Raw genomic sequence first — 23,834 nt, 5'->3', positions numbered from 1 at the left:
GGATTTCGGCCCAATCTTCCACGGACAGCATCCCTTCGTCCCTCCTGGCTCGACTAAAGCCAGGATCGCCGGTCAGGGGTCAATATTGAAGTGCCGTACCTTGATCAGTTTTCACGTGCCGTCGACAGAAGTCGACATGACTCCGGCCAGCGCTTTCACCACCGGGGCGGATGCCACAAGAAGGTGAGTACGCTCAACGTCTGGGTTTGCCCGAAAGGTGTCAAACACGACAGTTAGCCTCAAGTTTCATCTCCTGAAGCTGACTCACTATCGCGGTGATGCGTTGACCTGTTGAGACCAAGATCGATTGATGGACACACGACTTCGAGCGGAGTGCCCGGTGGTTTGAGGGATCAATAGTTATCAACGACGAGATGAGGGAATCGGTACCATCCGCCCCCGATGTCTTCCAATCGGAGCTGATTGAAAGTCTTGTCGGACACACCATCGGGTGCGTACACCCAGCCGGGATTTTCCACGATGTCGAATCCATCGCGTGCGTCATAGAAATAGACGTGGCCTTGACTGCTGACGTTGGCGTAGGAGATGTCGAATCTGCCGAATCGCAGATCACGATGATACCCATCGGAATAGGGATCGTCAGGTTCTTGAAGTAGTTGCTGTGCAACGGTTTCGAAATCGGTCCGGTACTGATCAAAATGTGGCTGTCCCGCGGCCGCGATCCCGAGTGCGAACGCCACAAGAACCGGAACAGCGACAACGGACCACGGCCATCGGCGTCGCTGCCACCAGCACACTCCGAGCAGCACGAATGCAACAATCGCTGTGAGGACCCAGAGAACGACCGCACCGGCGATCGAGAGAGCACTGTCCGCAGGTTCGGGCCAGGCGAGATGGCATTTCGCGGCGACATAAAACGCCGAAGCCGAAGCCGAAGCCGTGATAAGTGCGTTCACCCAACCAACCCAACGAAGTGCAGCAGACTTTTTCGTTGCCCGCGAGTTCGACACTGCCTGATCCATTCGATGAGGATAGCGAGCTGTTCGTCGCGGACCAGCTGTAACTACTTTCCTGATCTCACAATCGATCGGTTGATAGAGGAGCCGGCTTCGATATGAACACCCGATCAATCCCAGGACTCGATTGGTTCGCTAATCTCCGCTGGGTCTCGACATACATCTCGCCCGATGGCGCGCTTTAGGCATTGTTACTCACCCGGGCGGGTGGGCCTGAACTCTGTGGAGTCGACGGCGATCGTCGACGCGGCATCGATCCCGAGCAGGGGATACGAAATGGTGAACGTCACGATCCCACCGGGTTCGGGGCGCGGGCTTATGAAGTAAGTCGCGCCAGTCTCCGACTGGCTGCTGTAACCGCGGCCGCCGTACAACCAGGGTGTCGTAGGGTCGTCATCTTCTGGCGCCTGGGGTGGGGCGCAGGTCTTGTTGGTGACGATCTTGCCGCTCGGGAGAACCACTCCCAAGTAGACGCGGCCTATGTGCGTGGACTTGATCCGGTGGCTGACGTTCACCCGCTCGCCCAGGTAGGAGGCGTGCATCGTGGATTCTCGGGCGACTAGCTCGAACGTCACACCCGTCGGGTAGCCACGGATGTTTGCCAGTTCGAGTCGGACGTCGAGGTCAGGGTCCAGTGGGAACGGGATCGTATCGTTGGACTGGAAGAGAAGCTTTTGATCCTTCTTCGGCGGCTTGCGGAAGTCGGGGACGTCATGACGTTGAAGTTTGCGTTGTCGTTCTCTCGTGTGCAGATCCGCCAAACGATCGATATGGGCGGCGAGTTCCGTCGGCGGTTCCCCCACGAAGCCGAAGTTGAATCGCCGTGCCCCCGGGGTGGACTCGTCAAGCGGCCCCTCGGTCCAACGCATGGTCACATCCTGCCACCGAACCGCCGCTCCCAGTGGCATGTAGCTGGTGCCGTTGGTGCATCGTCCACCGGTCACCGTGTGACTCTCGGAATTATTTGGCACGGACGACTGAACCAGTCGGGTCCTGGCATTGTGCAGCGATTGTCGCCATCGCCGGTCCCGGATGTTTGTGAACTGAAGTTCATATCCTTACTCGACGCAGATGGGGACAAGGGATACGAGATGCCTTTTTTGCGGTCGGAAAGTGTGCTGGCCAGGTGATTTCGGTGAGACGGTGCGATAACCGAAATTATCGTCACCGGCCGCGCACAAATCTCGAGTGAGCCAGGAAAAGGCTCCGGCACCGAATTTCAGTGGGCATGGAGGGATGAATTATGTGACTAGGCCTCGCGTATCGGATGCCAGGTAACGTCCCTGAGGTGGCTACAGATCCGGCAAGGTCGTGGTGGGAGCACTCGTCTGAAAGGAGTTAGTCGCGAGCGGAACAACCGCGCCATGATGCTCGCCCGCCAACGCGAACAAACCGAGCAGCAGAAGCAACGCGACCGCGGAATGGAACGCTGACCGGGGACCGCAGTGGCCACGAGAAACGAGAGCCCGTTTCGATCTGCGGAGCGCACCCCGCGGCTCTCCATCGCCGGTATCGGCAGTCTCGTTCGAGGCAGACACAGCGTTCCTTGACGCGGCCCGCGTGTATCGATAATGCCTGGTCAACGTGCAAAAATTGGTGTTCTGCACCCAGATTTTGCACTGTGGACGCTTTAGGTCATGTGCGCCTGTCGTCGCAGTGGCCCAAAGTGGCCAACATTCGAATTGAGTATTTAGTGCCCCGCTGTCCGATATCTTTGTCGAGTGGTTGCGTCCTGTGGCCGCACCGCCGCGTGCGGACACTACCTGGAAAGGCGCACCACCATGACTGTCACCGCACGACCACACCCACCCCGACGGCGGTCCCGGGCGGCCGCAGCATTCGGCGCCGGCACTCTTGCCGTCACCATGATCCTCGGTGGTGTGGTCGGGACCGCGGCCGCGGACACCACCAAACTCGCCGACGTCACCGTCGGCTCGACTCCGGTCGGGGTGGCGATCACCCCCGACGGCACCCGCGCCTACGTCACCAACCAGAACGGCAAATCGGTGTCGGTGCTCGACATCACCACCACACCCCCCACCAAACTCACCCCCGACGTCACCGTCGGCACGACTCCGGTCGGGGTGGCGATCACCCCCGACGGCACCCGCGCCTACGTCACCAACCAGGGCAGCAACTCGGTGTCGGTGCTCGACATCACCACCACACCCCCCACCAAACTCACCCCCGACGTCACCGTCGGCACGACTCCGTTCGGGGTGGCGATCACCCCCGACGGCACCCGCGCCTACGTCACCAACCAGGGCAGCAACTCGGTGTCGGTGCTCGACACCACCACCACACCCCCCACCAAACTCACTCCCGACGTCACCGTCGGCACGACTCCGTTCGGGGTGGCGATCACCCCCGACGGCACCCGCGCCTACGTCGCCAATTACGGCAGCAAATCGGTGTCGGTGCTCGACACCACCACCACACCCCCCACCAAACTCACTCCCGACGTCACCGTCGGCACGACTCCGCGGGCGGTGGCGATCACCCCCGACGGCACCCGCGCCTACGTCGCCAACCTGGGCAGCAACTCGGTGTCGGTGCTCGCAATCGGAAAGGATGCCCCCACCCTGGCCGGGGTACCGCCCGCCGGTGTCGTCGGTGCGCCCTACAGTCACACCTTCGCGACCACCGGAAACCCCACACCCACTGTCACCGTCACCACCGGAACCCTCCCCACCGGACTCACCCTCAGTGGCGCCGGTGTCCTGACCGGAACCCCCACCGCCACCGGATCGTTCCCGTTCACGGTCACTGCCGCCAACGGCATCGGAACCCCCGCAACCCTCGACATCACTCTCACCGTCACCGCGGCACCCGCAGCACCGACGTTCACGGACACCACGGCAGTGCAGTTGGACGGTGTCGTCGGAACCGAACTCACCCGAGAATTCACCGCCACCGGTAATCCGGCACCGACCGTTACGGTGGTCGATCCGGCGCTGCTGCCAGCCGGGATGACGTTCACCAACGGTGTCCTGTCCGGGGCACCGACCACGCCCGGGGTCTACCCGTTCACGCTGAAAGCTGTCAGTAGTACCGCCCCGGATGCCACCTTGGAGGTGACCGTCACCGTTGTCGCGGCGCCCGCGGTTCCGGCATTCGTCGACGCCGGCCCGGTCACCGTGAACGGTATCGCCGGAACCGCCCTGACCCACACCTTCGCGGTCACCGGTAACCCGGCACCGACTCTCACCGCCACGGGACTGCCCACCGGATTGACCCTCGGTGACACCGGCGTCCTGACCGGAACACCCAGTGTCGCAGGATCGTTCCCGTTCACGATCACTGCGGACAACGGTGTCGGAACCCCCGCCACCCTGACGGTCACCCTCGACGTTGCGGCGGCGCCGGCGGCTCCGATGTTCACCGACGCCGGACCCGTCACATTGAACGCTGTCACCGGAACCGTGTTGACTCGGGAGTTCACGGTCACCGGCAACCCGACACCGACCGTCACGGTGGTGGACCCGGCGAAGTTGCCTACCGGTATGACCTTCACCGACGGAGTGCTGTCCGGAACGCCGACGGCGGCGGGTACGTACACGTTCGTCCTTCAAGCTGCTAACGGTGTCGATCCTGATCTGACGCTTACCGTCACCGTCAAGGTCACCGACACTCCGGGAACTCCGGGGGGCAACCTATTCGGATCGCTCGAGCAGATCTTCGGATTCGGCAGCTGATCTTTCCGCCCGTGCGGACTTGATCGTGTGCACATCCTGACGACGTTGCCTCCGCCCCATTTCGTGTTCGTGGGGGCGGAGGCAACGTCGTTTCGGGGACTTCTCTCACCAGCTAGTGCCTCAGAACCGGCACACGGCAGCTTCGACAAGGAATACCCATTCTGATGTGGTGGTCGCACTGAACGCACAAGCGAGCCAGCGACCACCACGTGTTCGCTTCCTGGCGTTTGCTGCCGGTGGGTCGGCTTTTCGTGTAGGTCAAACGCCCGATAGCGCACCTTCCGACGCTGCCACGTTCCCCGCAGAAAACCACGCCACATTCAGCCGAAAGTCACAGCTCGCCGCATCCCTGAACCTCGCTACGGAGGGCCAGTGCCGCACCGTCAACTCTGCGATAGATTCCAAGGGTGAAACAGACCGGGACCGCTGTTGTCGATCACCATCAGTTCGTCGTCGGATCACAGACAGCCGAGACGTACGAACCGTCGGAAACTGGCAGTGTGATCGAGGTAGGCCCAAACTTTGTCACCATCATGACCGGGATCGCGTACGGCCCAGTCTCATTGACCATCGAGGTATTGGACGACGAGCCTGGCGAGCTTGATCCTTCTTCCGCCGAATGGGAGGTGGTGGAAGAAGCGACGGTCAAAATCAGCAAACCTGTCCGGGCCATCACCACGGATGGGGACCTGCTGCCGGACTTCGCGAAAGTCCCAATCACCAAGGGAATGCACACGTTCCGCGTATCGGGACGCGGCCGCGACCTCAACTGGGACCTCACCGTAACTGAAGCAATAGAATCATATTTGGTGCAGGTGTGGAAGGTGACTCAGCCCGCTGCCATGCGCAGACTTCACAAGACCGACACCGCCTGGAACGACGAGATCGTGACCCACCCAGTTCGGAACTTCTGGGATCCCGATCCGGCGGGCGATGCGACCCTCTACCTGAAGTACGGCTACGAGCAGATGGCGACGTGGGCCAAGGAAGAAGCAATCCGATGGGGTGGACGCCCACCCACGGACACACTCCGACGGCAGGGCTACGCGCAGGAATTCGCAGGTCACGACAGACTGCTCGTCGACGCCCTGGTCCGATGTCGAGCCCCGAAACTGCGCCGAATCGCGGCATGGTCTGCTCGTCGCGCGTACACGATCGCCGGCATCGCCGAGATCGAATGGATCCGCGCCGGACTCGACGCATTGGACAACGCCGATCCGTTGCCATACCCGTTCGACGATCACGCTGGTGCACATGTGTGGGAGGCATTTCAGTCCGAAACTCGTATCGAACTGTCGACGACAGATGACAACGGAGAGAGGAGAGCTTCGACTGCGCTTGTCGCCAGTCGCGCGTTGATCGACGCAAGCATGGAAGAACCACTCTCAGCTGTGTTCAACGGACTGCGGACCGCCGCACTCGCCGACGAATCCGACTATCTGCAACTCATTGCCGACCTGCGCCGCGAATTCTTTCCGAAGTTGGCTCCAGCAGACCAGTACGAGCGCTGGATCGGTCACAGCCTGTAACGGCGCGTACCAGTTTTAGAGAAGCAATACATCTCGGCGGCGAAAAGGAAGAAACATGCCATGAACCGTGCCGGGTTTGATGCCGCATCCGTTTTTGTGAAGGATGCAGATCATGCCCAAGCGTTACCCACCCGAGCAACGTGAGCGAGCCGTCAGGATGGTCCTCGACCACCTCGACGAATACCGGTCCGTTTACTCTGCATGTCAGGTGATAGGCCCAAAACTCGGTATTGGTGCCGAATCGCTGCGGAACTGGACCAAGCAAGCCCAGATTGATGCCAACCAAGTTCCCGGTGCTACTTCTGCGGAACAGCAACGCATCAAAGATCTCGAGCGTGAGAACCGAGAACTCAAGGAAGCCAACGAAATTCTGAAGTCGGCATCGATTTTCTTCGCGAGGGAACTCGACCCTCGCCGCCGCTGATAGTCCAGTTCATCGACAACATGCGTGCACAAAATTTCAGGGTCGAGTCGATCTGCAGAGTGCTCACCGCACAAGGAATTCAGGTCGCACCACGCACGTACCGCAACTGGAAAACCGCAGCACCATCTGCACGGACGATCACCGACGCCCACCTCACCGAGGAACTGCGGGCCACGATCGGCACTGCCGAAGGGCTCTACGGCCGACGAAAGATGACTGCTCTCCTGCGCCGCAAAGGCCACCACGTCGCGGCCTGCACCATCGACCGCTTGATGCGCGACGAAGGACTGAACGGGGTGGTCAGAGGCCGGCAGCACCGAACCACGATTCCCGGCGGCAAGGACAGTCGCCGGGCACCCGACCTGCTCGATCGGGACTTCACCGCCGACGCACCGAACCGAACATGGGTTACCGATTTCACCTATTGCCGAACGTGGGCCGGGTTCGTCTACGTCGCATTCGTGATCGACTGCTTCTCCCGGGCAATCGTCGGCTGGCATGCCTCGACAGTGAAGGACACGGCTATGGTCACCACGGCATTGAAGATGGCATTGTGGCGACGCGATCACGGTGGACACCGGGTCAGGGATGGGCTGATCCACCACAGCGATGCCGGCAGCCAGTACACATCAATTTCCTTCGCGGAAACGCTTGCGTTGGAAGGGATTGCAGCTTCAATTGGAAGCGTCGGCGACGCCTACGACAACGCCCTTGCGGAGTCGACAATCGGACTGTTCAAGACAGAAGCAGTTTCCAAGAGCAGTCCGTTTCTGCAAGGGGCGATCAAGACGATCGACGACATCGAATTCGCGACGATGGAATTAGGTGGATTGGTTCAATACCCGCCGCCTGCACAGCACCTTGGACTACGTCACTCCCGACGAGTTCGAGGCCATCTATTACTCTGAATTATCGATTCTCCAGCCGGAGATGTCGCCAGCATAGGAGCGGCAAGAAACCCGGCACGGTTCAAGAAGCAGAGTCCCGAGGGCCAGCAGGATCAGCAGATTGGTGAGTGCGTCCACTCTGTGACCCGCACCGGGCCACCAATCGATCACGGCGAAAAACGATGCCGAGGGACAAGACGAGAGTGCATACAGCTGTCAACATTCCCGGTGGTCGGTGACGGGTGGGAAGTTGGATTGATGACATGACCGACCGTACCGCAGGTTTCTGTTACTGATATATGGCGAGCGATGAACCTGGTCATTGCAAATCGTCCGTTTTTCCGATGATCAAAACGCACACCGACACCCGCAGGAAGCCACTCAGGCGAACTTTCCGAAGTGGGCCCGGTGCTGGGTTCCGAGTGGATGACAGGCTCAAGGAAGAAAGGTCGAGACGTTGACGCATGAGTCGACGGTTTACTAATGCCAGTTCAGAGGATGCTCGCGCAATTTCTTCTCGCGAGAGTCGCGAATGAATGGTTGATAATAGCGATTCCTCCGGCGATAGTCAGGAGGAATGCGGCGATCTTGGGGACCGGAGTGGGTTCGAAGGTCAGAGCGATGATGCCGGCGCTGATGTAGAGGACGGCACCCACGACCAGGAATGGGTCACCTGATGTTTCGGCGCCGGTGACCAGACGCCTGACTGCCCGAGCTCCCAGAAAAATGAAGGTAATGATGACGAAGACCCATACGTTGCTGAACATGATTTCCCCATGTGTTCTGTTGGATGTAGAGACAGGTCATCGAACTTCAAGTTTCGCACTGATCTTGGACAGGTACCGCAAGCAGGTAAGAGTGGAGTCGGCAGGAGGGGAGTCAAGCAGGCTTTGTCCCATCGGGGTGTGTCAGGACCCTCGCCGACCCCGACGCGTTCTCGCCGATCCGTGTATAGCCGGCGCACTTTGCATAACTTATGCACTACTTGGTGTTGTCTCTCATTCGGCCGTTACCGAGGCATTGAACGGGTGAGACAAGTCCCCGAGACGACGTTGCCTCCGCTCCAGAGGGCGGAGGCAGCGTGGTCAATATGTCGAGACGGGTCAGAACGCTCAGCTTCCGAAGATCGCTCCGACGGATCCGAGGGATCCGGTCGCGGGCGGGTCGACCACTAGTGCAGCGGTGGCAGTGAGGGTGGCGGGGGTGCCGACACCATTGTCCGCAGTGATCGTGACGGGGAGCGATCCTGCAACAACTGGTGTTCCGGTCAGGACACTGGCCAGGCTGAGGGTGAGGTCCGCCTGCTCGCCCAGGTAATCGGGCAGGAACAGGAACGCGAACTTTCCACGCTCGGCAGCCGGGGTGTAGCGCACCTGAGCGTCGAAGCTGGTGTAGTTCGCGGGTCGACCCCGGGCGCTCTCTAGGCGGAACTCTGCGAGCCATAATCATTGCCGAGGTGCATCCCGAGGATCATCTGTTTGCCGACTGTCATGTTGCCCTCGTCGTTCGCTGTGTGCAGAGCGGGTCAGTGGTGGGCGGCGCGGTTTGTCGCGACAATGTCCTCGTGCGAGGGCATCTCGGTCAGTGCGCCGAAGTTTTCCATCAAGCGATCGCGCGTCACCGGGGCTTTGTCCTTCTCCGCTGCAGCGAGAGCCTGGCCGAGCTCCTCGATGCCCAGTTCGGTGCAGTACGCCGGAGTTCCGGGCTGCTGTCGCCACGACTCCGCGAGCAGGCCGGCGTCATAGGCGTCGAAACCGCTGTCGTCGACGAGCTGCATCACCGTCGCACGCGCCTGCGCGGAGTCGCCTGCGACCGGGATCGCGATCCGGTCGGGGCTACCGGCAGGCTTCCCCATGCTTCGCTGTGTCTCGGCCAAGGCCGCGTTCCAGGCCTTCACGATCGGGCGTCCCAGCTGTTCCTGGCTCCACAGGCTCTCGACCTGTCCGTCGACGACGGCCTGGATGTGCCCGTTCATGGCGGGGTAGTAGTTCGAGGTGTCGACGACCACGGTGCTCGCGGGCGTAGTCGCGATAAGTTCTTTGAGCTGGGGGTGCACGCCAAACGGAATCGCCACGATGACAACGTCCTGGTCCTTCGTCGCGGCGGTGAGTTCAACCGGCTGCGCACCCGCCGCGGTCACTTCGGTAGTCACGCTTTCCGGCCCTCGTGCATCCGCGATGTGCACGTCGTGCCCGGCTTCACTGAGTGACGTGCGATGTTGCCGCCGATTGCTCCGGCGCCGATAACAGATACCTTCATGGGTTTTTTCTTTCGTTCGTGTGGAGCGCAGCCTTGAGGGTTGCGTTCTGGGTAAGGGATCACGGGCGGGCTTGCTGTTCCGTGCACCAACCAGCAGAATTGATGTACGCGATGCCCTGTACATCAACTATAGGTGATGTACGCGCAAAGCGGTACATCATTTCTGTGAGGGTTAGGATACAAACCATGGCGAGTCGCTTGGCAAACCCGTTGACTATCCCTGACGAGGACGAGCTGGATCTCTTCGAAGTGATGTCAGCCCTCACCGACCCGGTACGCAGGGCGATCGTCTTGCAGCTCGCGGAGGAACCGGGACGGGCGTGCAGCGACACGGACTATGGTGTCTCCAAATCCGCCCTCACCCGGCACTGGCGCGTCCTCCGCGAGTCGGGGCTCATCAAGCAGGAGGCGCAAGGTAACAGGCACCGGAACTGGCTCCGGCGCGAAGAGCTCGATCGACGCTTCCCTGGGTTACTCACACTCGTTCTCGACGAGTCCTCGAACAGCGCAACAGCGTTCTAGCTGCTGAACCTGGCTCGCCAGGCATCAGGCCGGCAAACGTGCTCCGTAGTCACCTACCTGGTGCCGGAAGTGTTCGACAGTCCATCGCTTAACAGGCGGTGGGGGTGCCATTGGTGCGGTGCGGTCACGGAAAGCAACCACGAGAATGAAACATAACGGACACTCGCCTTGATGAATGAACTTCGGTGGCGATTGGTCGCGGTGGAGCCTGTCTCGGAATCGGCCATGGTCTCAACAGGTCAACGCATCACCGACCATAGTTGAGTCAGTTTCACGAAGTTGGCGAAACGCGTAGGGGACCACTGTTTCTGTCAACAAGAATGAGGCAGCAGTGCCTCAATTTCGGGTGCTCGTTAGGCTCATCTGGGGATCTACCAAGGGTGTTAACGTAGCTCGCCAGGAAAATGCCGCTTCAGAATCGAGGAGCATCCGTTGTTCACGTCTAGCCTGAACCCGCGACAGTACGAGAAGTTGCATGGCATATTTCTGGCGATGTGCGGCGTGGCCGCGTCCACTGGCGTGGCCCTGCTGGCCAGCGCTTTTTTCGATTACGCCAGAGGCGTCGACGGTGCTGTCACTATGTTCGCACTGTCAGTCGGCGCAGTGAGCTCCGGCATTCTGGAAAAGTTGTCACGAAGTCGACATAGTACCGGTGTGCCGATCGCCTTCCTGATCATGAACTTTGCCCTCACGGCAGTGGGTGTCTGGATCCTGACGGATCTCATCCCTCGCTGAATCGAAGAAGCGTCAGACGCCGCGGCGCGATGTCGCATTCGACGCGAATCTCATGACGCAAGCGATCGGGAACTCTACTGGCGCAATACTTCACGATCCGGGCGACATCGAGTTCGGGAAGTCCGGTAGCAGCCATGCCCACCATCATGCCAACCGCCGTTATGGCCGGCCTTGCTATCCGACTGCGGAGGAACCGAGCGCCTGTTCTTCTCGTTGTCGTGGACTATCCCAGTCGAGCACCCGACGAGGCCGATCGTTAAGTCGGGCCACGATCACATTCAGGTCCTCCTGGCTGAAAGTACGCAGGTCAGCGTTCTTGCGCAGGTACTGCCGCAGCAACCCGTTCGCGTTTTCGTTCGTCCCGCGTTGCCACGGATGATGCGGGGCACAAAAGTAGACGGGCATGTCGAGGGCTGCGGTGATGCGCTCGTGTTCGGCCATTTCCCGTCCCCGATCCCAGGTCAACGAACGACGCAGATACGTAGGTAGCCGGCCTAGATAGGCAATCAGCGCATCCGCGACCGCCTCGGCCCGGTACCCGTCCGGCAATGCCACCACATGCGTGACGCGGGATTGTCGATCTACCAGCGTCGCGACCGCTGACGGGCGGGTGCCGGTCACCCTCCAGGTGCCGGGGCTCACTACGATCGTTTGCCGCAGCTCCTCGAAGATCGATCGAGACCATATTTCGTATCCGCCCACGACCGTGTGAGCGTTTCTTCCCTCGTGGCCGACGTATCGGCCGATCGGTACGCAGTTCGTGAAATACAGTGCTGTCGAATACTTTCCGCGACGGTATGTAGAGGCCACGGTAGATCGTCTCATGCGAGACCCACATCGACGGCTCCGCCGGGTACTCGCGTCGAAGCCAGGCCGAGATCTGTTGCGGCGACCACTGCTCATGCAGCTTCGCTGTGATGGTTTCCCGCAAAATCGGCCGGGTGCACAGGATCGACATTTTGGGGCGGCGAGCGCGGGCATACGCCGCTGCATCCGCGTCCATCGCCCGGTAGTTCTCCCGCCCGCCGTTGCGGGCGATCTCGCGTGCAATCGTGGACGGGGATCTTCCGAGTGTCTCGGCGATCGTCCGAGCACTGTCACCTGCGGCGATTCCACGGGATATTTCTTCGCGCTCAGCTGCGGTGATGTGGTCATCTCTCCGAGTTCGTGGGACCGGTCGGATGCCGCCGGACTCACGTAGGAAACGGCGAATTCGGGGCATCGTTTCTCCGAGGATCCGCTCGATTCCTCGTATCGATTCTCCACGGCGGTGAAGATCCCAGATCAGGTTCTGCTGCTCCACAGTGAATCCCAATGCCTTGCTGCCCATCCGTGCCTCCACGATCACGCATCGTCTCATCAGTTGTGATGCGTTGACCGGTTGAGACCAAGGCCGATTCTGAGGCGCCGAAAGCTGGGACACCGTGTGAGCGAAGAAGCAAGTTCAGATCACCAGTCGAGGATCATCCCCCGGTAGAAAATGGTTCCGGAGCGAAATCGACTGCAACCGTTGCGGAATCGCAATGTGTCTCAGAAACCTGTCTCACCTTCTCCGGCGCCTACTTGAGTGTGTCTGACGTTTCTGAGACAGTCTTCCCCTTGTATGCGCTGTACTTGGATATCGTCCTCGCTGTGATCGAGAAATGGTCGCGGTGGTGACCTATTTCAGGTGGCGGTAGAGGGTGGTGCGTCCGACGCCGATGATTTCGGCGATGTCGGTCAGGTGCATGCCGTTCTCCCGCATCCTTTGTGCCTGTGCGAGTTTCGTCGATGTCATCTTCGGTGGCCGGCCCCCGGTGCGACCTCGGGCCCGGGCCGCGGCGAGACCGACCTGGGTCCTCTCCTGTGACTCTCGGAATTATTTGGTACGTTTTTCACGGAATTATTTGGCACGGACGACTGAACCAGTCGAGTCCTGGCATTTCCCGAAGGGAAGCCCGTGAATCTCGAAGAGCAATGGAACCGAGTAACAGAATGGTGCGCTACACATGCACCTTTGACCGCCGCAAGTATTCGTCCCGGGGCGAGCCTGGATGAAATACGCGTAGTGGAGAATTCACTTGATATCGCGTGGCCCGGGGAGCTGGTGGAGTTCTACCAGCTACAGAACGGACAGAGCAGTTGGAATCCCGGAAGCGATTTTTTTGCCGGGACCATCTTTCCCAGTAAAGACCTTCTATCTTTGCCGGATATCCTGCAACTCAGGGAAACCATGCTGGAAGCATGGAAAACAATCGAAATCAGTCCTGGCTTCGACACACTCGCCAGCAACGCCCCGCAAGCAGGCACCGTGTCCTACACGTTTCATCCGCTTTACATCCCATTTGCCAGCCTCGACGATGTCCACTACGTCGTCGACTGCCGTCCCGGGCCGCAACACGGGTGTGTGATCGAGTATGCACATGAAAGCGTTGACGAGGGGGGCGTGGAATTCGAATCGGTTGCCTCACTGCTGGCCGCATTAGCTGACAGCTTGTATGCAGGAACCAAATTCGGGTTTTGGAAAGCAAGCGTCGAGGAAGGGCTTATCGATTGGAGTATTCCCTGATGATGGCGCTCTCTGAAAATGCTCAGGTCCGCTCACCGAAAATGCTCACCCTGCAGCGCTGATTACTGTAGCGGTTGACGGGTTCCCGTGACAGCTTTCCGGAGCTTTTCCGACCGCGCATTATGATCCCGCAACCGGTACGAATCCCCCTCCAGATCAAGCACCACCGACCGATGCAACAACCTGTCCAGCATCGCCGCAGCGACAGTGTCGTCACCGAGAACCGCACCCCACGATCCGACGCCACGATTGCTGGTGATCACGATGGACGTCTTCATATACCGTTGCGAGACAACCTGAAACAACGCCGACGCAGCCTCACCCGGCAACGGGAGGTAGCCAAGTTCGTCAATGACGAGCAACGTCGGGCCGGCAAAGAATCGCATCGTCGTCGCCCACCTACCTTCGATCGCAGCCCGATGACACCGAGCAGCAAGATCGGCTGCAGTAGTGAAATACGTCCGATACCCCGCATACGCAGCAGCCCGCGCCAACCCGACCGACAGATGCGTCTTTCCGACCCCAGGCGGTCCGATCAACAAAATGTTCGTCGCAGTCTCCAGATAACGGCAGGTCGCAAGCTCGGCAATCAACTTCCGATCGACACCGACCGCATTGTCGAAGTCGAAATCCTCGAGCGTGGCCGGGGTCGGCAGACACGCGAACCTCAACCTACCCGTCAACCGCCTCGCTTCGGTGGCCTCGACCTCGATCGAGAGCAACCGCTCCAGCGCCGCTGTCATCGTCAAGTTCTCCGCCGCCGCCTGATCAAGCACCGCCGGTAACGCTTCGGCGGCGTCCGAGAGTTTGAGGACCGCGAGATGCCCACGCAATTGTTGATACACACTTGCCGCGTCCGCGGTGTTCGGCGTCGGCAGTGCATCAGTGTTCGGGATACCGGTCATGTGAGGGTGTTCCTTCCCTTGGCGGCCCGCTCGTAGGCGGCCATGTCGATGACATCGGAACGTGGTGCTGCCGTACCCTTCTCGGACTGTCCGTCACCCTCCCTGACTAGATGAGAATCGTTGCGCCGCAATACTTGCGCGGCGGCAACCGCGTCGGCACCGGGTGGGATCCGTTCCTTGCGGCGGTGCGGTCTTCCTGTGTTGGCGCCCGCCATCGCTGCTGTTTCGAGAGCCAGGACATGCCCGCTGTCGCGGACGACCGTGCCGGTGCCGTCGCTGGCCACGAGGTGCCGCGCGACCGTGATACCGGAGGTTGTGACGATGTCGAGATGGTGGCCACCGACCGGTTGGGTGACGGTGACCTGCGCCGATGCCAACTCCGGTGGTACCGAATATTGATTGCCTCGGTAGGAGACCAATGCTTGTCTCGAGGCGGTGCGGGTTTCGCCGAGGAACACCGGATGCGCAGTCGCCGGAACCTGTTGCAACGGTTCGGCCGCTGCCAGGGCGGCGACCGTGGACATGCCATCACCGCAGCGCCGGGGGCGGGCGTCGCCGATCGTGGCGCAAAAGTCGTCGAGATGCGCTTGCGCCTGCTCGACCGACATATCCGGCAGTGACCGCCACCACCGTTGCGCGGCAGTATGATTCGCTTTCTCTACGACACCTTTACGGTTTCCGCGACGCGGCGGGCAAATCGCGACCGACACCCCGTAGTGCTTCGCGACGCCGGCGAAGCTCGCCGTCACACGACCCGAGTCGGGATGGCAGACTGTGGCCATCCGGTCGAACCGCCACACCGCGGTGATACCGCCGAGGGCGCGCACGACCCGGTCCAGTCCGTCGACGAGGTGTGGTTGGTCCATCGACGGGGTCAGTACGGCTCTCCACTTGCCCGAATGTGCGAGTGCACCGACCCACAGGTGCGCGGTTTTGCCCCAACTCCACGCTGTCGGTGGGTTCGGGAGATCGACGTAGTCCCATTGTGTTTCCTCGCCCGGCGGGTGCTCGATGACCGCGTTCGCTCGATTGGTTGCGGTGCTGCAGGACAAGCAGATTGGGCGCAAATTCTGTTGTCGAATTTTGCGGGTCAACGTCTGATAGGAGAGCAGGAATCCGAGTTCGACGAGTTCGTCGAACAGGGTTATCGCCCACAGATGGGGGTCTTGGAGTAGTCGGGCGCGGATGTAGTCGACGAATTTTTCGAACGGGTCGGGTGTGGTTGTGGTGCGGACACCGGGGGTGGTGGTGCCGTTGAGGTAGTTGCGGACGGTTCTGCGGTTTTTGCCGGTGTGTCGGGCGATTGCCGAGATCGACATGCCCCGTTTTTTCAGTGCGTGTATCTCCATGTCTTCTTCCCATGTAAGCATGAGAGTGCGGGTCTCCTTCGGATTGCTGGTGCGTGGTCAGAGACCACCAGCATCGAAGGAGATCCGCTCTCATTGGCGGAGCCACACGGGTGAGCATTTTGGTTGATCGGAAGTGAGCACTTTCGCTGAGCGCCATCACTGACATCTGACACGTACGGGACGGGGGTGCGGCCGCCGTAGCGACCACACCCCCGAAGCCTGTCTAGTCAATCGATGGTTACTGATAAATCGATCAGAAGCTGTATATCGTGACTATCCATGAGACAAAGCCCTGGACAGATCGCGGTAGCAGCAGTGGCAGCTGCGGGAACGCTGATCCTGACAGGCTGCGTGACCAACACTGACGTGCCGACAACCTTCACCGCCACAGTGACAGTCACTGGCGACGCGGATCAAACATCGGTGGAATCCGGCGAATGCACCATCGCAGGGAATCGTGTCGCTCCCAACGACCAACTAAACATTTTCGGCGACAGTGGCGCCGGATCCACCAGGTCGATACTCGAAACCGAGACCATCGACCAGAATCCAGACGGCACCGGTACCTGCACGTACAGCTCGCACTTCGATGCTATCCCTGCGAACCAGAGAAGCTACGACCTTTACCTGCACGAAGGCTTTGCTCAGCAGTCCTTCACTTCTGACGAACTCAAGAACGGTGCTACCTACGTCCTGCACAGCTCTACTTTCGACAGCGGCACAGGCAAATGACGTGCAGGGCACTGGGGAACTCGCTGAAGGCTGTCGAAGCAGATTCGGAGAAGAATCCTGAACCTGACCGCCAGGCGCCACTCGTTTGCATAATTATGCGCTTCTTCGGGTCGTCTCTCATTCGATCTTGGTCTCAACAGGTCAACGCATCACAACTGGTGAGATGATGCGTTGACCTGTTGAGACCAAGATCCATTTTCGGACACTGCCAGGGGTCACATCAGGCAAGGGCGGTCGATGTGACACCCGGAATTATTGGCTCTGTCAAAGAGTGAAGTAGTTCCTATCCGATTATGATGACTTTCAGTTTTCGCCAAAATCCGTGCGTTGCGGCGACCTTCTTGCTCCAGCTGACGTGGTAGTCATAGCTGGAATTGGTTGCACCTGCGTATCCGCGGGCGGCGATACCTTTGCCGACGGCAGTTTCCGGAGAATCGCCACCGAGCAGTGATGCCCCAGCACCGCCGTACATGGTCAAGTCCTCATGGCTGAGCTTTCGTGGCCGAGCATCCGAAGTCTTCTCGCCCTCTGCCTTGTATTTCTTGGACATCGCCATCAACCTCGCTTTCTTCCTCGAGTGTTTCACGGGCTGATTGCCTTTTGGTCTCGACACAGAGCGGTCCCGACATCGATCCCGCCGTCGAGTTCGCGATCAGCATCGTGATTGTAGGAAACTCACAAACGATTGCAGTGTCTCGCGATCGATCGTTTCTCGGAAACTCCCGGACCCATATGGGCAGGGACACAAGACCTTTCGTTACGGAATCGTTGAGTGTCGCAAAACCCGTCCGAAAACCTTTTGTCGCGCAATACTTCCTGTCGTCGAGTTCTGGAACACTGTGCCCTTGTGCGCGCAGTTCGCCCTTGTACGCACACTTCTGGGTGTGACTCTCGGAATTATTTGGCAGGGTTTCGACGGAATTATTGGCCACGGAGTGCTCGACAAATTCGGTCGACAGTAGACGTGACGGATCGACTGACGGGGCGAGATCAGAGTGTCGGGAGCAGTCCGGCTTCCCGTTCGGTACGGGCCAACTCGATGTTCGCGTACAACGCCGATCGCTTCAAACCTGTGTTCCAGCAGAGTGTTTCGATCTTGAACTGCCCGGTCTCATACGTCTGCAATAAGTACGCACGCTCTTCTGGCGTAAGCTTGTGCTGCCGGCCCTTCATCTTGCCGGCCGCCGCAGCCGCCGCAACAGCATCCTTCGTCCTCGACCGGATCAGGTCTGACTCGAATTCGGCCATCAGCCCGAGGACGCCGATGAACATTTTGCCCATCGGATCGGTCGGGTCGTAAATCTTCCCGTCGATCGACAACGCCACCCCCTTGCCCGCTAGTCGCCCCACCGTCTCGTGAAGGTCCTTCGCCGATCGGGAGAGTCGATCGAGTTTGGTCACACAGAAGACGTCGCCTTCGCGGGCAGCGTTGATCGCGTTGTCGAGTCCGGGCCGCTGAGTCTGCCGGCCACTGATTCCGTGATCGACATAAACCCGGTCTCGATCGACGCCCTCCTTGGCGAGAAGCTCGACCTGAATCGACGAATCTTGAGCCGCAGTACTGACCCGTGCGTAGCCGATCTTCATTCCACTCCCGATTTTCGCCGTTCACGACGTCCTGCACACGAATCGTCCACTGGAAACTATGCCATACCGGATTATTTCAACGGACAGCAAAATGGACGGAACGCGCCGAATTTTCCCCAGGTGAATCGCACACAGGAGCGTGTTTGAGATCGTCCGGTATGACGATGGTCAAAACGCACACCGAAACCCGCAGGAGGGCGCTGAGTGGGTCCTTGTTGAGTCGGTTCGCTTGTGTTCTCACTCGACACTCTTGCTCGGCGGTAATTTGCTCCGTCTGAAGAGCTGGCTCACTTCCATCGAGGCGCGGCCGCAACCAGTAGCAATCAAAGTCAACGCCCAAACGGCGATATCCACTGCAGTTCTTATTGACGTGACTATCAGAGTTTTGTTCACCTTCAAATGCCTTTCCTCAGTGTCACCATAAAATTCAGATTGCTCTGTGGTGTGTGGTTTCCGTCCGGGACAGCTTTGTGCTGGACTGTGGTATGCGATGGTTGACAGCTCAGGACGTAGCCACACGGATTGCAGAACTACACGGCAGTGAACTATCCGCAGTGAAAGCGGACATGGAGCGCAGTGTGACCGCCGGTCGCCTGAACGATATGTACTACAGCTCCGTGTTCACCAGCGTTCTCGACGACAGCGTGAACGTACGCATATTCGCATCGCTGCGTGACCCCCGAAAGTTCGGAACCTTCGATCCTGAGATCGACAGCGCGATGATTGTGGTGACCGTCCGCTTCGAAGTTCCCTTCAGCGATCCGTCGAACCCTGTACGGCATCGCCATGGTGTGCGCGGAGCAGACATAGAGTATGAAGGCTGGGCGCGAGCGCTGCTTGGTGATTACTGGTCGGATTACGCGTATCGAATTGATTCTTTCACTGCAATCACCGCCGCGCACCCCGTCTTCTTTCTGGTATTCCTCGAACTTCCCGGCCGCCCATTCCTTGCGCCTGCGGACTTCCGATGGCGCCAGTTCGGGGCAGGAGGACCGATAGAACGAAGGAAACTGCCACCTTCTCCGACGAACCGCGAACTTGTCGGCTACCTACGCTCGAATGGCGATGTCACCCCGCTAAGTCCGAATGCAGGACCCCGTATCGAATCACAGTCGATCTGGCGGACACATTTTTACAAGGACGTTATCGAGCATGCGCTTGTCGAAATATCAGATGGAGAATTCAACTCCGATCCGGCACGGCCGGTCGAGATACTGAGTTCACTACTAAATCATGACGAAGCATCAATTGTCATTGACTACAAGATTCCGAGAAGACGAAATATTATGATTGGGTTCGAATTTGATCTAAATGAATTCTCAAAATCATGGAAGGCGGTAACGCCTCGTGTTGCCCTTGAAGGAACAAGTTTCCTTTGGTCTACCAGGTTCGATAATTTGGTTGCAGACCATGACGGCATCCGATGGATGAAAGTGGCACTGGACGGTGAGAGTGCAGTATGAGTAGCCTGAACCCCCACCGCCAGTTAAACTTCCCTCAATCTAGGCGGTCGTCCATATGTCCGGATCATTCCACCACTTCATGACTTGCGGCGGACAGAGTCCGTCGTACTTATCGCAGTAAGTCGTGATAATTCCGACGGCTTCATCCTCAGGGGTCAGATTGTCGCGATCAGGGCCAGTCATACTGGCAGGCCAGTCGTAGTAATAATCCATGATCTCCATTTCTGCGCCGGCCACTACCTTGTAAGGTCCTTCCTGTTCGGTGCATAGGTAAATATTATTAACCGTTTGACATTTCATTAGGTCGACGAGAGTGTTCCATAAAAGTGTCGATGTCTCCACTCCGGCCTGTTGACCGCTCCTGCCATCGCGATAACTTCGTCGACGCGCGTGCGTGCGCTCGCATCGGTAAACCGTGCCCGGCACACGAGATTGAACGTGTCATCGGCCAGCCCACTGTCGGCGAACACAAGATCGCCGCTGTCGAGCACACGAGCCCCAGCCACCGATGGATGGAGATGACTGGCGTGTGAAGCACAGTTGCTCTCCATCGCCTCTAAGATGTGGTTCACGCCGTAACTTTCGTCATACATGCCGATAATCCTACGAAATCATTGTGTACGATCTGGGCGACCTCACCACAGTGTCTTTGTCACGACGATTCCGGCGAAGGCGGAAGCGGAATCGAAGGTGAATCAGTTCGTTCGGATCCGGTGTCCGCTTTAGCGATGGTCAAAACGCACACCCAAACCCGCAGAAGGCGCTCAGAGCGTTCCGGTTCCGAGGAAGGTGGGCCGAACCCTGACGAAGGTATTTCGGTCGCGTCCGCACCAAATCCTGGCAGCAAATTGTGTTCCCTGGTGGACAATGAACGGATGCAGGGACATGGCAAGGAACTTCAGGTCGCAACAGACAAATTCGCCAACGCACTTCCGGTGGGTACTGAACTGGCAGCCGTTGCTGAACAGGTCTTGGCTGCTATTCAGTCCGAGATTGATGGCACGGAAGCTGAGATCCGAAAGTTCAGTGAGCCGGAGCATTCGGATCATGGTGGCGAACTTGCCGTAGTTTTCAGACGCGGGGCTCTCCGAGCGTTGACCGCGGATCGAAGTCGGTGGACAACGATAGTGAATACGCTTCGGCAAGTGCCGGATCGACCTATCGATGCTGACGGATTTGCCTACATACGAAAATCAAATTCTCTTGAACAAGAGGACATTTGATTTTGGATCGCATAATGCACTGTCTTGTGTGGCCGCGGTCAAAACGCCCACCCCAACCCGCAGGAACGATCTGAGCCCATCCAGATCCAGATTCAGCGAAGGCGATACTTGAGTGCGTGACTTAATGGTCCAGCTGGGCGAGATACTCGGTGAGCTGTCCGATCGGGGCCACAATCCCTGAAAGAATGGGTCCGAGACACAATCGCAGGATTCTGAAAATTACTACCAGTCACTGATATTTATAATGCAGAGGGCGCGCACCGACTATTGGTGCGCGCCCTCTGCATTCATATCTCTTCGTCATGCAGAGAAAGAGATCACCTGTCTATGTTACCAACGGGAATGAGAAACCCCGGTCGCAACATTACTAAGGTAGGCAAAAGTGTACGGCGAAATTGACGAACCGCAAACGGTTCCGCCCCAATCCCAGCAACCCATCGCAGTATAGGGGCCCGCGGCATACCCGGTTCGGCTACCCCAGATGCCATAATCGGTTCCTGTCCCGGCGAACTGGACATTGTAGGCCGTTCCATTCCAGCACGGCTGCTGCGGCGGCCCATAGCAGCCTCCCGGAACTACAGCTCTACTTTGCATCTCGGACCGCAATGCCGCGGCTTCCGGTGTCGCCCCCTCCGGGACGACGTCACCAGCAGTAACGCTGAGAACGGTGCCAGTCTCCACATCCATGAGAACGGATTTTACTGCTGATGACGCAAACAACTCTCGTTCCGTGGAACTCAAGGAACTGAGGCGGACATCATCGGATGCACCTGCCTTGGCCTGCGCAACCGCCGATTCCGTAACGCTCTGAACTGATGCAACGTCACTCGCATTTGCCGGCATAACTCCGAATGATACGAATCCGGCGACTGCAACGAAGCCCAACGTCTTTTTCAGTAATGACACTCGATCCTCCTTGACTACGAATTTTCGATCGAACTGGATTGAAAAAGATTATGTCAATGCTTGCGTTCTGCCAAGCGTTTTTAGGAAACTCGTACTTTAGTACTAGCCATGCAGAACGAAAAAATTTCTGTCCTGTTAGTCCGTGACGTACCGCATAAACGTTTGGCCCGTCGCATCTTTTCTTGCCGGATATTTCGGGAAGGATGTTCCCTGAGGGAAAGGCGAAAGGCTGGGTGATTTCAGGGTATTTCATTCCCGAGCAAGCGTGTGACGCGGGGACTATTAGTACGGTTCGGGCAGCCTGGGCAACTCCGACGGCTGCCTAAGCTTTGACGTCCTTGCGGATCATCGACGCCCAAAATTGACAACACCAAACATGTCGGGGCCTTGGGATAACTTCGATTCCGAGGCAGTCTCTACCTCGATCAACCTTCACCTAATCGCTCAAGACGGCGGCGTCCAAGCTATTTCCCTTGCCACGTACGGATCGTCGACCGTGTCGTGCTTACCGCTAGCGAGCTTCCGTCGAATCCGTCAGCCCTATATGGAGTTTCGGAGATCGCTATGACGTCAAATTTCGGTTCAAGGACGGAGATTCGTCGTCTTGGCCTGACTCCCCTCGCGACGAACGTCAACCGGTCCGAAGCTGGCCGGTCCAAGAACAGGACAATCCAGCGGGCTCGTAGCACTAAAGGTGGAACTCTGAGCAAACCGCTCCGGCGGTCTCCACATCCGGAATATGCTCAGAGGATTCGGCGTCAAACTCACCCCGGTACGTCCGCATCCAGCGTTCCTGGGAATGCATGGCCGGATAGTGAGATCTCCTTAGTCTCGCCGTGACCCGACTAGCGCCGCGCGCAGAATGCCAAATATTTTCGAGAGTCACACCACTAGCCACAGCCAGTTCATGCCTGACAAAGGTCCATTTTCGCCATGCGGCGAATCAGCCGGCCTGGACACGATCCGGCAGCGATGACCTCACCGTGCCAAATAATTCCGCGAAAGACGTGCCAAATAATTACGAAAGTCACAGATCAGGACCCAACACTGCAGACGGACGCGCTGACGTCCGCCGGCTGCTACAAGATCTGGACCGACGTCGCATCCGGCTCGAAAGACGACCGACCGCAACTGGCCGCAGTCATCGAACACCTTCGACCGGGCGACACCCTGGCCGTGTGGCGCCTCGACCGGCTCGGACGAAGCCTGCCGCACCTACTTGAAACCGTGGCCCGGCTCGAAGCGGACGGCATCGGGTTCACCTCACTTACCGAAGAGATCAACACCACCACACCTGGCGGCCGGCTGATCTTCACCATCTTTGCAGCACTTGCCGAATTTGAGCGAAATCTCCTGAGGGAAAGGACGTTTGCAGGTTTGGAAGCGGCGAAAAAGCAAGGACGAACCGGTGGCCGACCACCTGTGCTCGACGAGAAACAGAAGGCAATCGCCCGCAAGATGAAAGGTGCCGGCGTCTCCATGACCGCCATCGCCGACACCCTCGGAGTCGCCCGATCAACCCTGTACCGAAACGTCAGTTAGACGGTTGGTGCACAGCACTTCTGAACAGGGAATGTCAGAAGACGACTGCACGCGACACCTAAATCGCAGGTCACCGTGCAGTCGTCTTCTGAAACTGACAGGGTGACCACATGACCAGGTGTGGGAGTGTCCCGAAAACCCGTCCCATTGGTTTTGTCCCAGAACCAATCCTGTCGGTGAGTTCTGCAACACTGTCCCCTTGTGAGCGACTTGTTGGGCTACATCAGGGTTTCAACCACCGATCAGAACTGGGAATTACAGAGGGATGAACTGAACGAGGCCGGTTGTTTCCGGGTCTGGACGGACAAAGCGTCAGGTGCGATGACGGATCGGCCGGAACTGGCGGCGGTCACGGATGCCCTTCGTCCAGGGGACACGCTCGCTGTCTGGAGACGGAGACTCGACAGATTAGGTAGATCTCTAGCCTCGGGCTTTCACGGTAATACGCGGTAAACCCGTGTCACCAACAAAGATTGGTGCCCTTACCTGGGATAATTCGACTTGCGACAGTTGAAAAATTCCAGAAACAAGGAGCACCAATCTGGTGAGCA

Annotated in this window: 22 protein-coding genes and 4 pseudogenes; 11 read left to right on the top strand and 15 right to left on the bottom strand. The window is 58.7% G+C overall.

Annotated features, from left to right (window positions below; genetic code table 11):
- Window positions 1-353: 353 nt before the first annotated feature.
- Together MTX36_RS28840 and MTX36_RS28835 are read right to left on the bottom strand one after the other, a co-directional pair.
- Entirely contained in the window at window positions 354-983 is a 630-nt protein-coding gene (locus MTX36_RS28840; protein ID WP_243623085.1) for a hypothetical protein, read from the bottom strand.
- Between the two features lie 185 nt (window positions 984-1,168).
- Window positions 1,169-1,921 carry a hypothetical protein gene (locus tag MTX36_RS28835; protein WP_243623084.1) on the bottom strand — a complete coding sequence of 251 codons (753 nt, stop codon included), beginning with the start codon at window positions 1,919-1,921 and terminating at the stop codon, window positions 1,169-1,171.
- Window positions 1,922-2,758: 837 nt separating this feature from the next.
- Between MTX36_RS28835 and MTX36_RS28830 the strand changes: the two genes are divergently transcribed.
- From MTX36_RS28830 to MTX36_RS28820, 3 genes and pseudogenes are all read left to right on the top strand, one after another.
- Entirely contained in the window at window positions 2,759-4,672 is a 1,914-nt protein-coding gene (locus tag MTX36_RS28830) for a beta-propeller fold lactonase family protein (RefSeq protein WP_243623083.1), read from the top strand.
- A 407-nt stretch (window positions 4,673-5,079) separates the two neighbouring features.
- Window positions 5,080-6,201, top strand: a complete 1,122-nt coding sequence (locus MTX36_RS28825) for a transposase (RefSeq protein ID WP_243623082.1) — start codon at window positions 5,080-5,082, stop codon at window positions 6,199-6,201.
- A 112-nt stretch (window positions 6,202-6,313) separates the two neighbouring features.
- Window positions 6,314-7,570: pseudogene (locus tag MTX36_RS28820) on the top strand (IS3 family transposase).
- A 433-nt stretch (window positions 7,571-8,003) separates the two neighbouring features.
- Here MTX36_RS28820 and MTX36_RS28815 read toward each other — a convergent pair.
- From MTX36_RS28815 to MTX36_RS28805, 3 genes are all read right to left on the bottom strand, one after another.
- Window positions 8,004-8,279, bottom strand: a complete 276-nt coding sequence (locus MTX36_RS28815; RefSeq protein ID WP_243623081.1) for a hypothetical protein — start codon at window positions 8,277-8,279, stop codon at window positions 8,004-8,006.
- 345 nt (window positions 8,280-8,624) lie between these two features.
- Window positions 8,625-8,885 carry a hypothetical protein gene (locus MTX36_RS28810; RefSeq protein ID WP_169638364.1) on the bottom strand — a complete coding sequence of 87 codons (261 nt, stop codon included), beginning with the start codon at window positions 8,883-8,885 and terminating at the stop codon, window positions 8,625-8,627.
- A 152-nt stretch (window positions 8,886-9,037) separates the two neighbouring features.
- On the bottom strand, window positions 9,038-9,895 hold the full coding sequence (locus MTX36_RS28805) for an NADPH-dependent F420 reductase (RefSeq protein WP_279395124.1): 858 nt from the start codon (window positions 9,893-9,895) through the stop codon (window positions 9,038-9,040).
- A gap of 62 nt (window positions 9,896-9,957) precedes the next feature.
- Here MTX36_RS28805 and MTX36_RS28800 point away from each other — a divergent pair, with 62 nt between their 5' ends.
- On the top strand, window positions 9,958-10,293 hold the full coding sequence (locus tag MTX36_RS28800) for a helix-turn-helix transcriptional regulator (RefSeq protein ID WP_243623079.1): 336 nt from the start codon (window positions 9,958-9,960) through the stop codon (window positions 10,291-10,293).
- 432 nt (window positions 10,294-10,725) lie between these two features.
- The gene (locus tag MTX36_RS28795) at window positions 10,726-11,028 is read left to right on the top strand and encodes a hypothetical protein (RefSeq protein ID WP_243623078.1); all 303 of its coding nucleotides are present in this window, start codon (window positions 10,726-10,728) and stop codon (window positions 11,026-11,028) included.
- On the opposite strand, the gene MTX36_RS28790 is transcribed toward MTX36_RS28795, so the two are convergent.
- From MTX36_RS28790 to MTX36_RS28780, 4 genes and pseudogenes are all read right to left on the bottom strand, one after another.
- Entirely contained in the window at window positions 11,015-11,164 is a 150-nt protein-coding gene (locus MTX36_RS28790; RefSeq protein WP_243623077.1) for a hypothetical protein, read from the bottom strand. The two genes, MTX36_RS28795 and MTX36_RS28790, sit on opposite strands and share 14 nt — an antisense overlap.
- 38 nt (window positions 11,165-11,202) lie before the next feature.
- Window positions 11,203-11,649 carry an IS30 family transposase gene (locus tag MTX36_RS28785; protein WP_243623076.1) on the bottom strand — a complete coding sequence of 149 codons (447 nt, stop codon included), beginning with the start codon at window positions 11,647-11,649 and terminating at the stop codon, window positions 11,203-11,205.
- Between the two features lie 55 nt (window positions 11,650-11,704).
- Window positions 11,705-12,250 (bottom strand): annotated as a pseudogene (locus MTX36_RS30725) (transposase); the annotation flags it as partial.
- A gap of 438 nt (window positions 12,251-12,688) precedes the next feature.
- Window positions 12,689-12,808: pseudogene (locus tag MTX36_RS28780) on the bottom strand (helix-turn-helix domain-containing protein); the annotation flags it as partial.
- 159 nt (window positions 12,809-12,967) lie between these two features.
- Here MTX36_RS28780 and MTX36_RS28775 point away from each other — a divergent pair.
- Window positions 12,968-13,576: an SMI1/KNR4 family protein gene (locus MTX36_RS28775; RefSeq protein WP_243623075.1), complete on the top strand. Its 609-nt coding sequence runs from the start codon at window positions 12,968-12,970 to the stop codon at window positions 13,574-13,576.
- 62 nt (window positions 13,577-13,638) lie between these two features.
- Here the strand turns inward: MTX36_RS28775 and istB are convergent, their stop codons facing one another.
- Both istB and MTX36_RS28765 read right to left on the bottom strand, forming a co-directional pair.
- Complete coding sequence (istB, locus tag MTX36_RS28770; RefSeq protein ID WP_243623074.1) at window positions 13,639-14,481, bottom strand: IS21-like element helper ATPase IstB; 843 nt, start codon at window positions 14,479-14,481, stop codon at window positions 13,639-13,641.
- Window positions 14,478-15,851 (bottom strand): IS21 family transposase, encoded by a 1,374-nt coding sequence (locus MTX36_RS28765; protein WP_243623073.1) that lies wholly within the window; start codon window positions 15,849-15,851, stop codon window positions 14,478-14,480. Before MTX36_RS28765 ends, istB begins: the two co-directional genes overlap by 4 nt.
- 258 nt (window positions 15,852-16,109) lie before the next feature.
- Here MTX36_RS28765 and MTX36_RS28760 point away from each other — a divergent pair, with 258 nt between their 5' ends.
- Window positions 16,110-16,562, top strand: coding sequence for a hypothetical protein (locus MTX36_RS28760; RefSeq protein WP_243623072.1), 453 nt, complete (start codon window positions 16,110-16,112; stop codon window positions 16,560-16,562).
- 283 nt (window positions 16,563-16,845) lie between these two features.
- On the opposite strand, the gene MTX36_RS28755 is transcribed toward MTX36_RS28760, so the two are convergent.
- Both MTX36_RS28755 and MTX36_RS28750 read right to left on the bottom strand, forming a co-directional pair.
- Window positions 16,846-17,112 carry a hypothetical protein gene (locus MTX36_RS28755; RefSeq protein ID WP_243623071.1) on the bottom strand — a complete coding sequence of 89 codons (267 nt, stop codon included), beginning with the start codon at window positions 17,110-17,112 and terminating at the stop codon, window positions 16,846-16,848.
- Window positions 17,113-17,552: 440 nt separating this feature from the next.
- Window positions 17,553-18,149, bottom strand: coding sequence for a recombinase family protein (locus MTX36_RS28750; protein ID WP_243623070.1), 597 nt, complete (start codon window positions 18,147-18,149; stop codon window positions 17,553-17,555).
- A 578-nt stretch (window positions 18,150-18,727) separates the two neighbouring features.
- Here MTX36_RS28750 and MTX36_RS28745 point away from each other — a divergent pair.
- Window positions 18,728-19,612, top strand: coding sequence for a hypothetical protein (locus tag MTX36_RS28745; RefSeq protein WP_243623069.1), 885 nt, complete (start codon window positions 18,728-18,730; stop codon window positions 19,610-19,612).
- A 39-nt stretch (window positions 19,613-19,651) separates the two neighbouring features.
- On the opposite strand, the gene MTX36_RS28740 is transcribed toward MTX36_RS28745, so the two are convergent.
- Both MTX36_RS28740 and MTX36_RS28735 read right to left on the bottom strand, forming a co-directional pair.
- Window positions 19,652-19,849 (bottom strand): hypothetical protein, encoded by a 198-nt coding sequence (locus MTX36_RS28740; RefSeq protein ID WP_243623068.1) that lies wholly within the window; start codon window positions 19,847-19,849, stop codon window positions 19,652-19,654.
- A gap of 62 nt (window positions 19,850-19,911) precedes the next feature.
- Complete coding sequence (locus tag MTX36_RS28735) at window positions 19,912-20,184, bottom strand: hypothetical protein (RefSeq protein ID WP_243623067.1); 273 nt, start codon at window positions 20,182-20,184, stop codon at window positions 19,912-19,914.
- On the opposite strand from MTX36_RS28735, the gene MTX36_RS28730 reads away from it, so the two are divergent.
- From MTX36_RS28730 to MTX36_RS28720, 3 genes and pseudogenes are all read left to right on the top strand, one after another.
- Window positions 20,176-20,835 (top strand): hypothetical protein, encoded by a 660-nt coding sequence (locus MTX36_RS28730; protein ID WP_243623066.1) that lies wholly within the window; start codon window positions 20,176-20,178, stop codon window positions 20,833-20,835. The two genes, MTX36_RS28735 and MTX36_RS28730, sit on opposite strands and share 9 nt — an antisense overlap.
- A gap of 1,878 nt (window positions 20,836-22,713) precedes the next feature.
- On the top strand, window positions 22,714-23,283 hold the full coding sequence (locus MTX36_RS28725) for a recombinase family protein (protein ID WP_243623065.1): 570 nt from the start codon (window positions 22,714-22,716) through the stop codon (window positions 23,281-23,283).
- 201 nt (window positions 23,284-23,484) lie between these two features.
- A pseudogene (locus MTX36_RS28720) lies at window positions 23,485-23,706 on the top strand (recombinase family protein); the annotation flags it as partial.
- Window positions 23,707-23,834: the final 128 nt, after the last annotated feature.

The organism is Rhodococcus sp. ARC_M6 (assembly GCF_022810305.1).
Lineage (GTDB): Bacteria > Actinomycetota > Actinomycetes > Mycobacteriales > Mycobacteriaceae > Rhodococcus_F.
The sequence above is the reverse complement of the archived record's forward strand: the minus strand, read 5'-3'. Positions and strand labels throughout refer to the sequence as shown.

Excerpts from the sequence above, each read along its gene's own strand:
- MTX36_RS28840 (WP_243623085.1), bottom strand. The coding sequence starts at position 983 with ATGGATCAGGCAGTGTCGAACTCGCGGGCAACGAAAAAGTCTGCTGCA.
- MTX36_RS28830 (WP_243623083.1), top strand. The coding sequence starts at position 2,759 with ATGACTGTCACCGCACGACCACACCCACCCCGACGGCGGTCCCGGGCG.
- MTX36_RS28815 (WP_243623081.1), bottom strand. The coding sequence starts at position 8,279 with ATGTTCAGCAACGTATGGGTCTTCGTCATCATTACCTTCATTTTTCTG.
- MTX36_RS28805 (WP_279395124.1), bottom strand. The coding sequence starts at position 9,895 with ATGTACAGGGCATCGCGTACATCAATTCTGCTGGTTGGTGCACGGAAC.
- MTX36_RS28800 (WP_243623079.1), top strand. The coding sequence starts at position 9,958 with ATGGCGAGTCGCTTGGCAAACCCGTTGACTATCCCTGACGAGGACGAG.
- MTX36_RS28790 (WP_243623077.1), bottom strand. The coding sequence starts at position 11,164 with ATGGCTGCTACCGGACTTCCCGAACTCGATGTCGCCCGGATCGTGAAG.
- istB (WP_243623074.1), bottom strand. The coding sequence starts at position 14,481 with ATGACCGGTATCCCGAACACTGATGCACTGCCGACGCCGAACACCGCG.
- MTX36_RS28765 (WP_243623073.1), bottom strand. The coding sequence starts at position 15,851 with ATGCTTACATGGGAAGAAGACATGGAGATACACGCACTGAAAAAACGG.
- MTX36_RS28760 (WP_243623072.1), top strand. The coding sequence starts at position 16,110 with ATGAGACAAAGCCCTGGACAGATCGCGGTAGCAGCAGTGGCAGCTGCG.
- MTX36_RS28755 (WP_243623071.1), bottom strand. The coding sequence starts at position 17,112 with ATGTCCAAGAAATACAAGGCAGAGGGCGAGAAGACTTCGGATGCTCGG.
- MTX36_RS28750 (WP_243623070.1), bottom strand. The coding sequence starts at position 18,149 with ATGAAGATCGGCTACGCACGGGTCAGTACTGCGGCTCAAGATTCGTCG.
- MTX36_RS28725 (WP_243623065.1), top strand. The coding sequence starts at position 22,714 with ATGACCTCACCGTGCCAAATAATTCCGCGAAAGACGTGCCAAATAATT.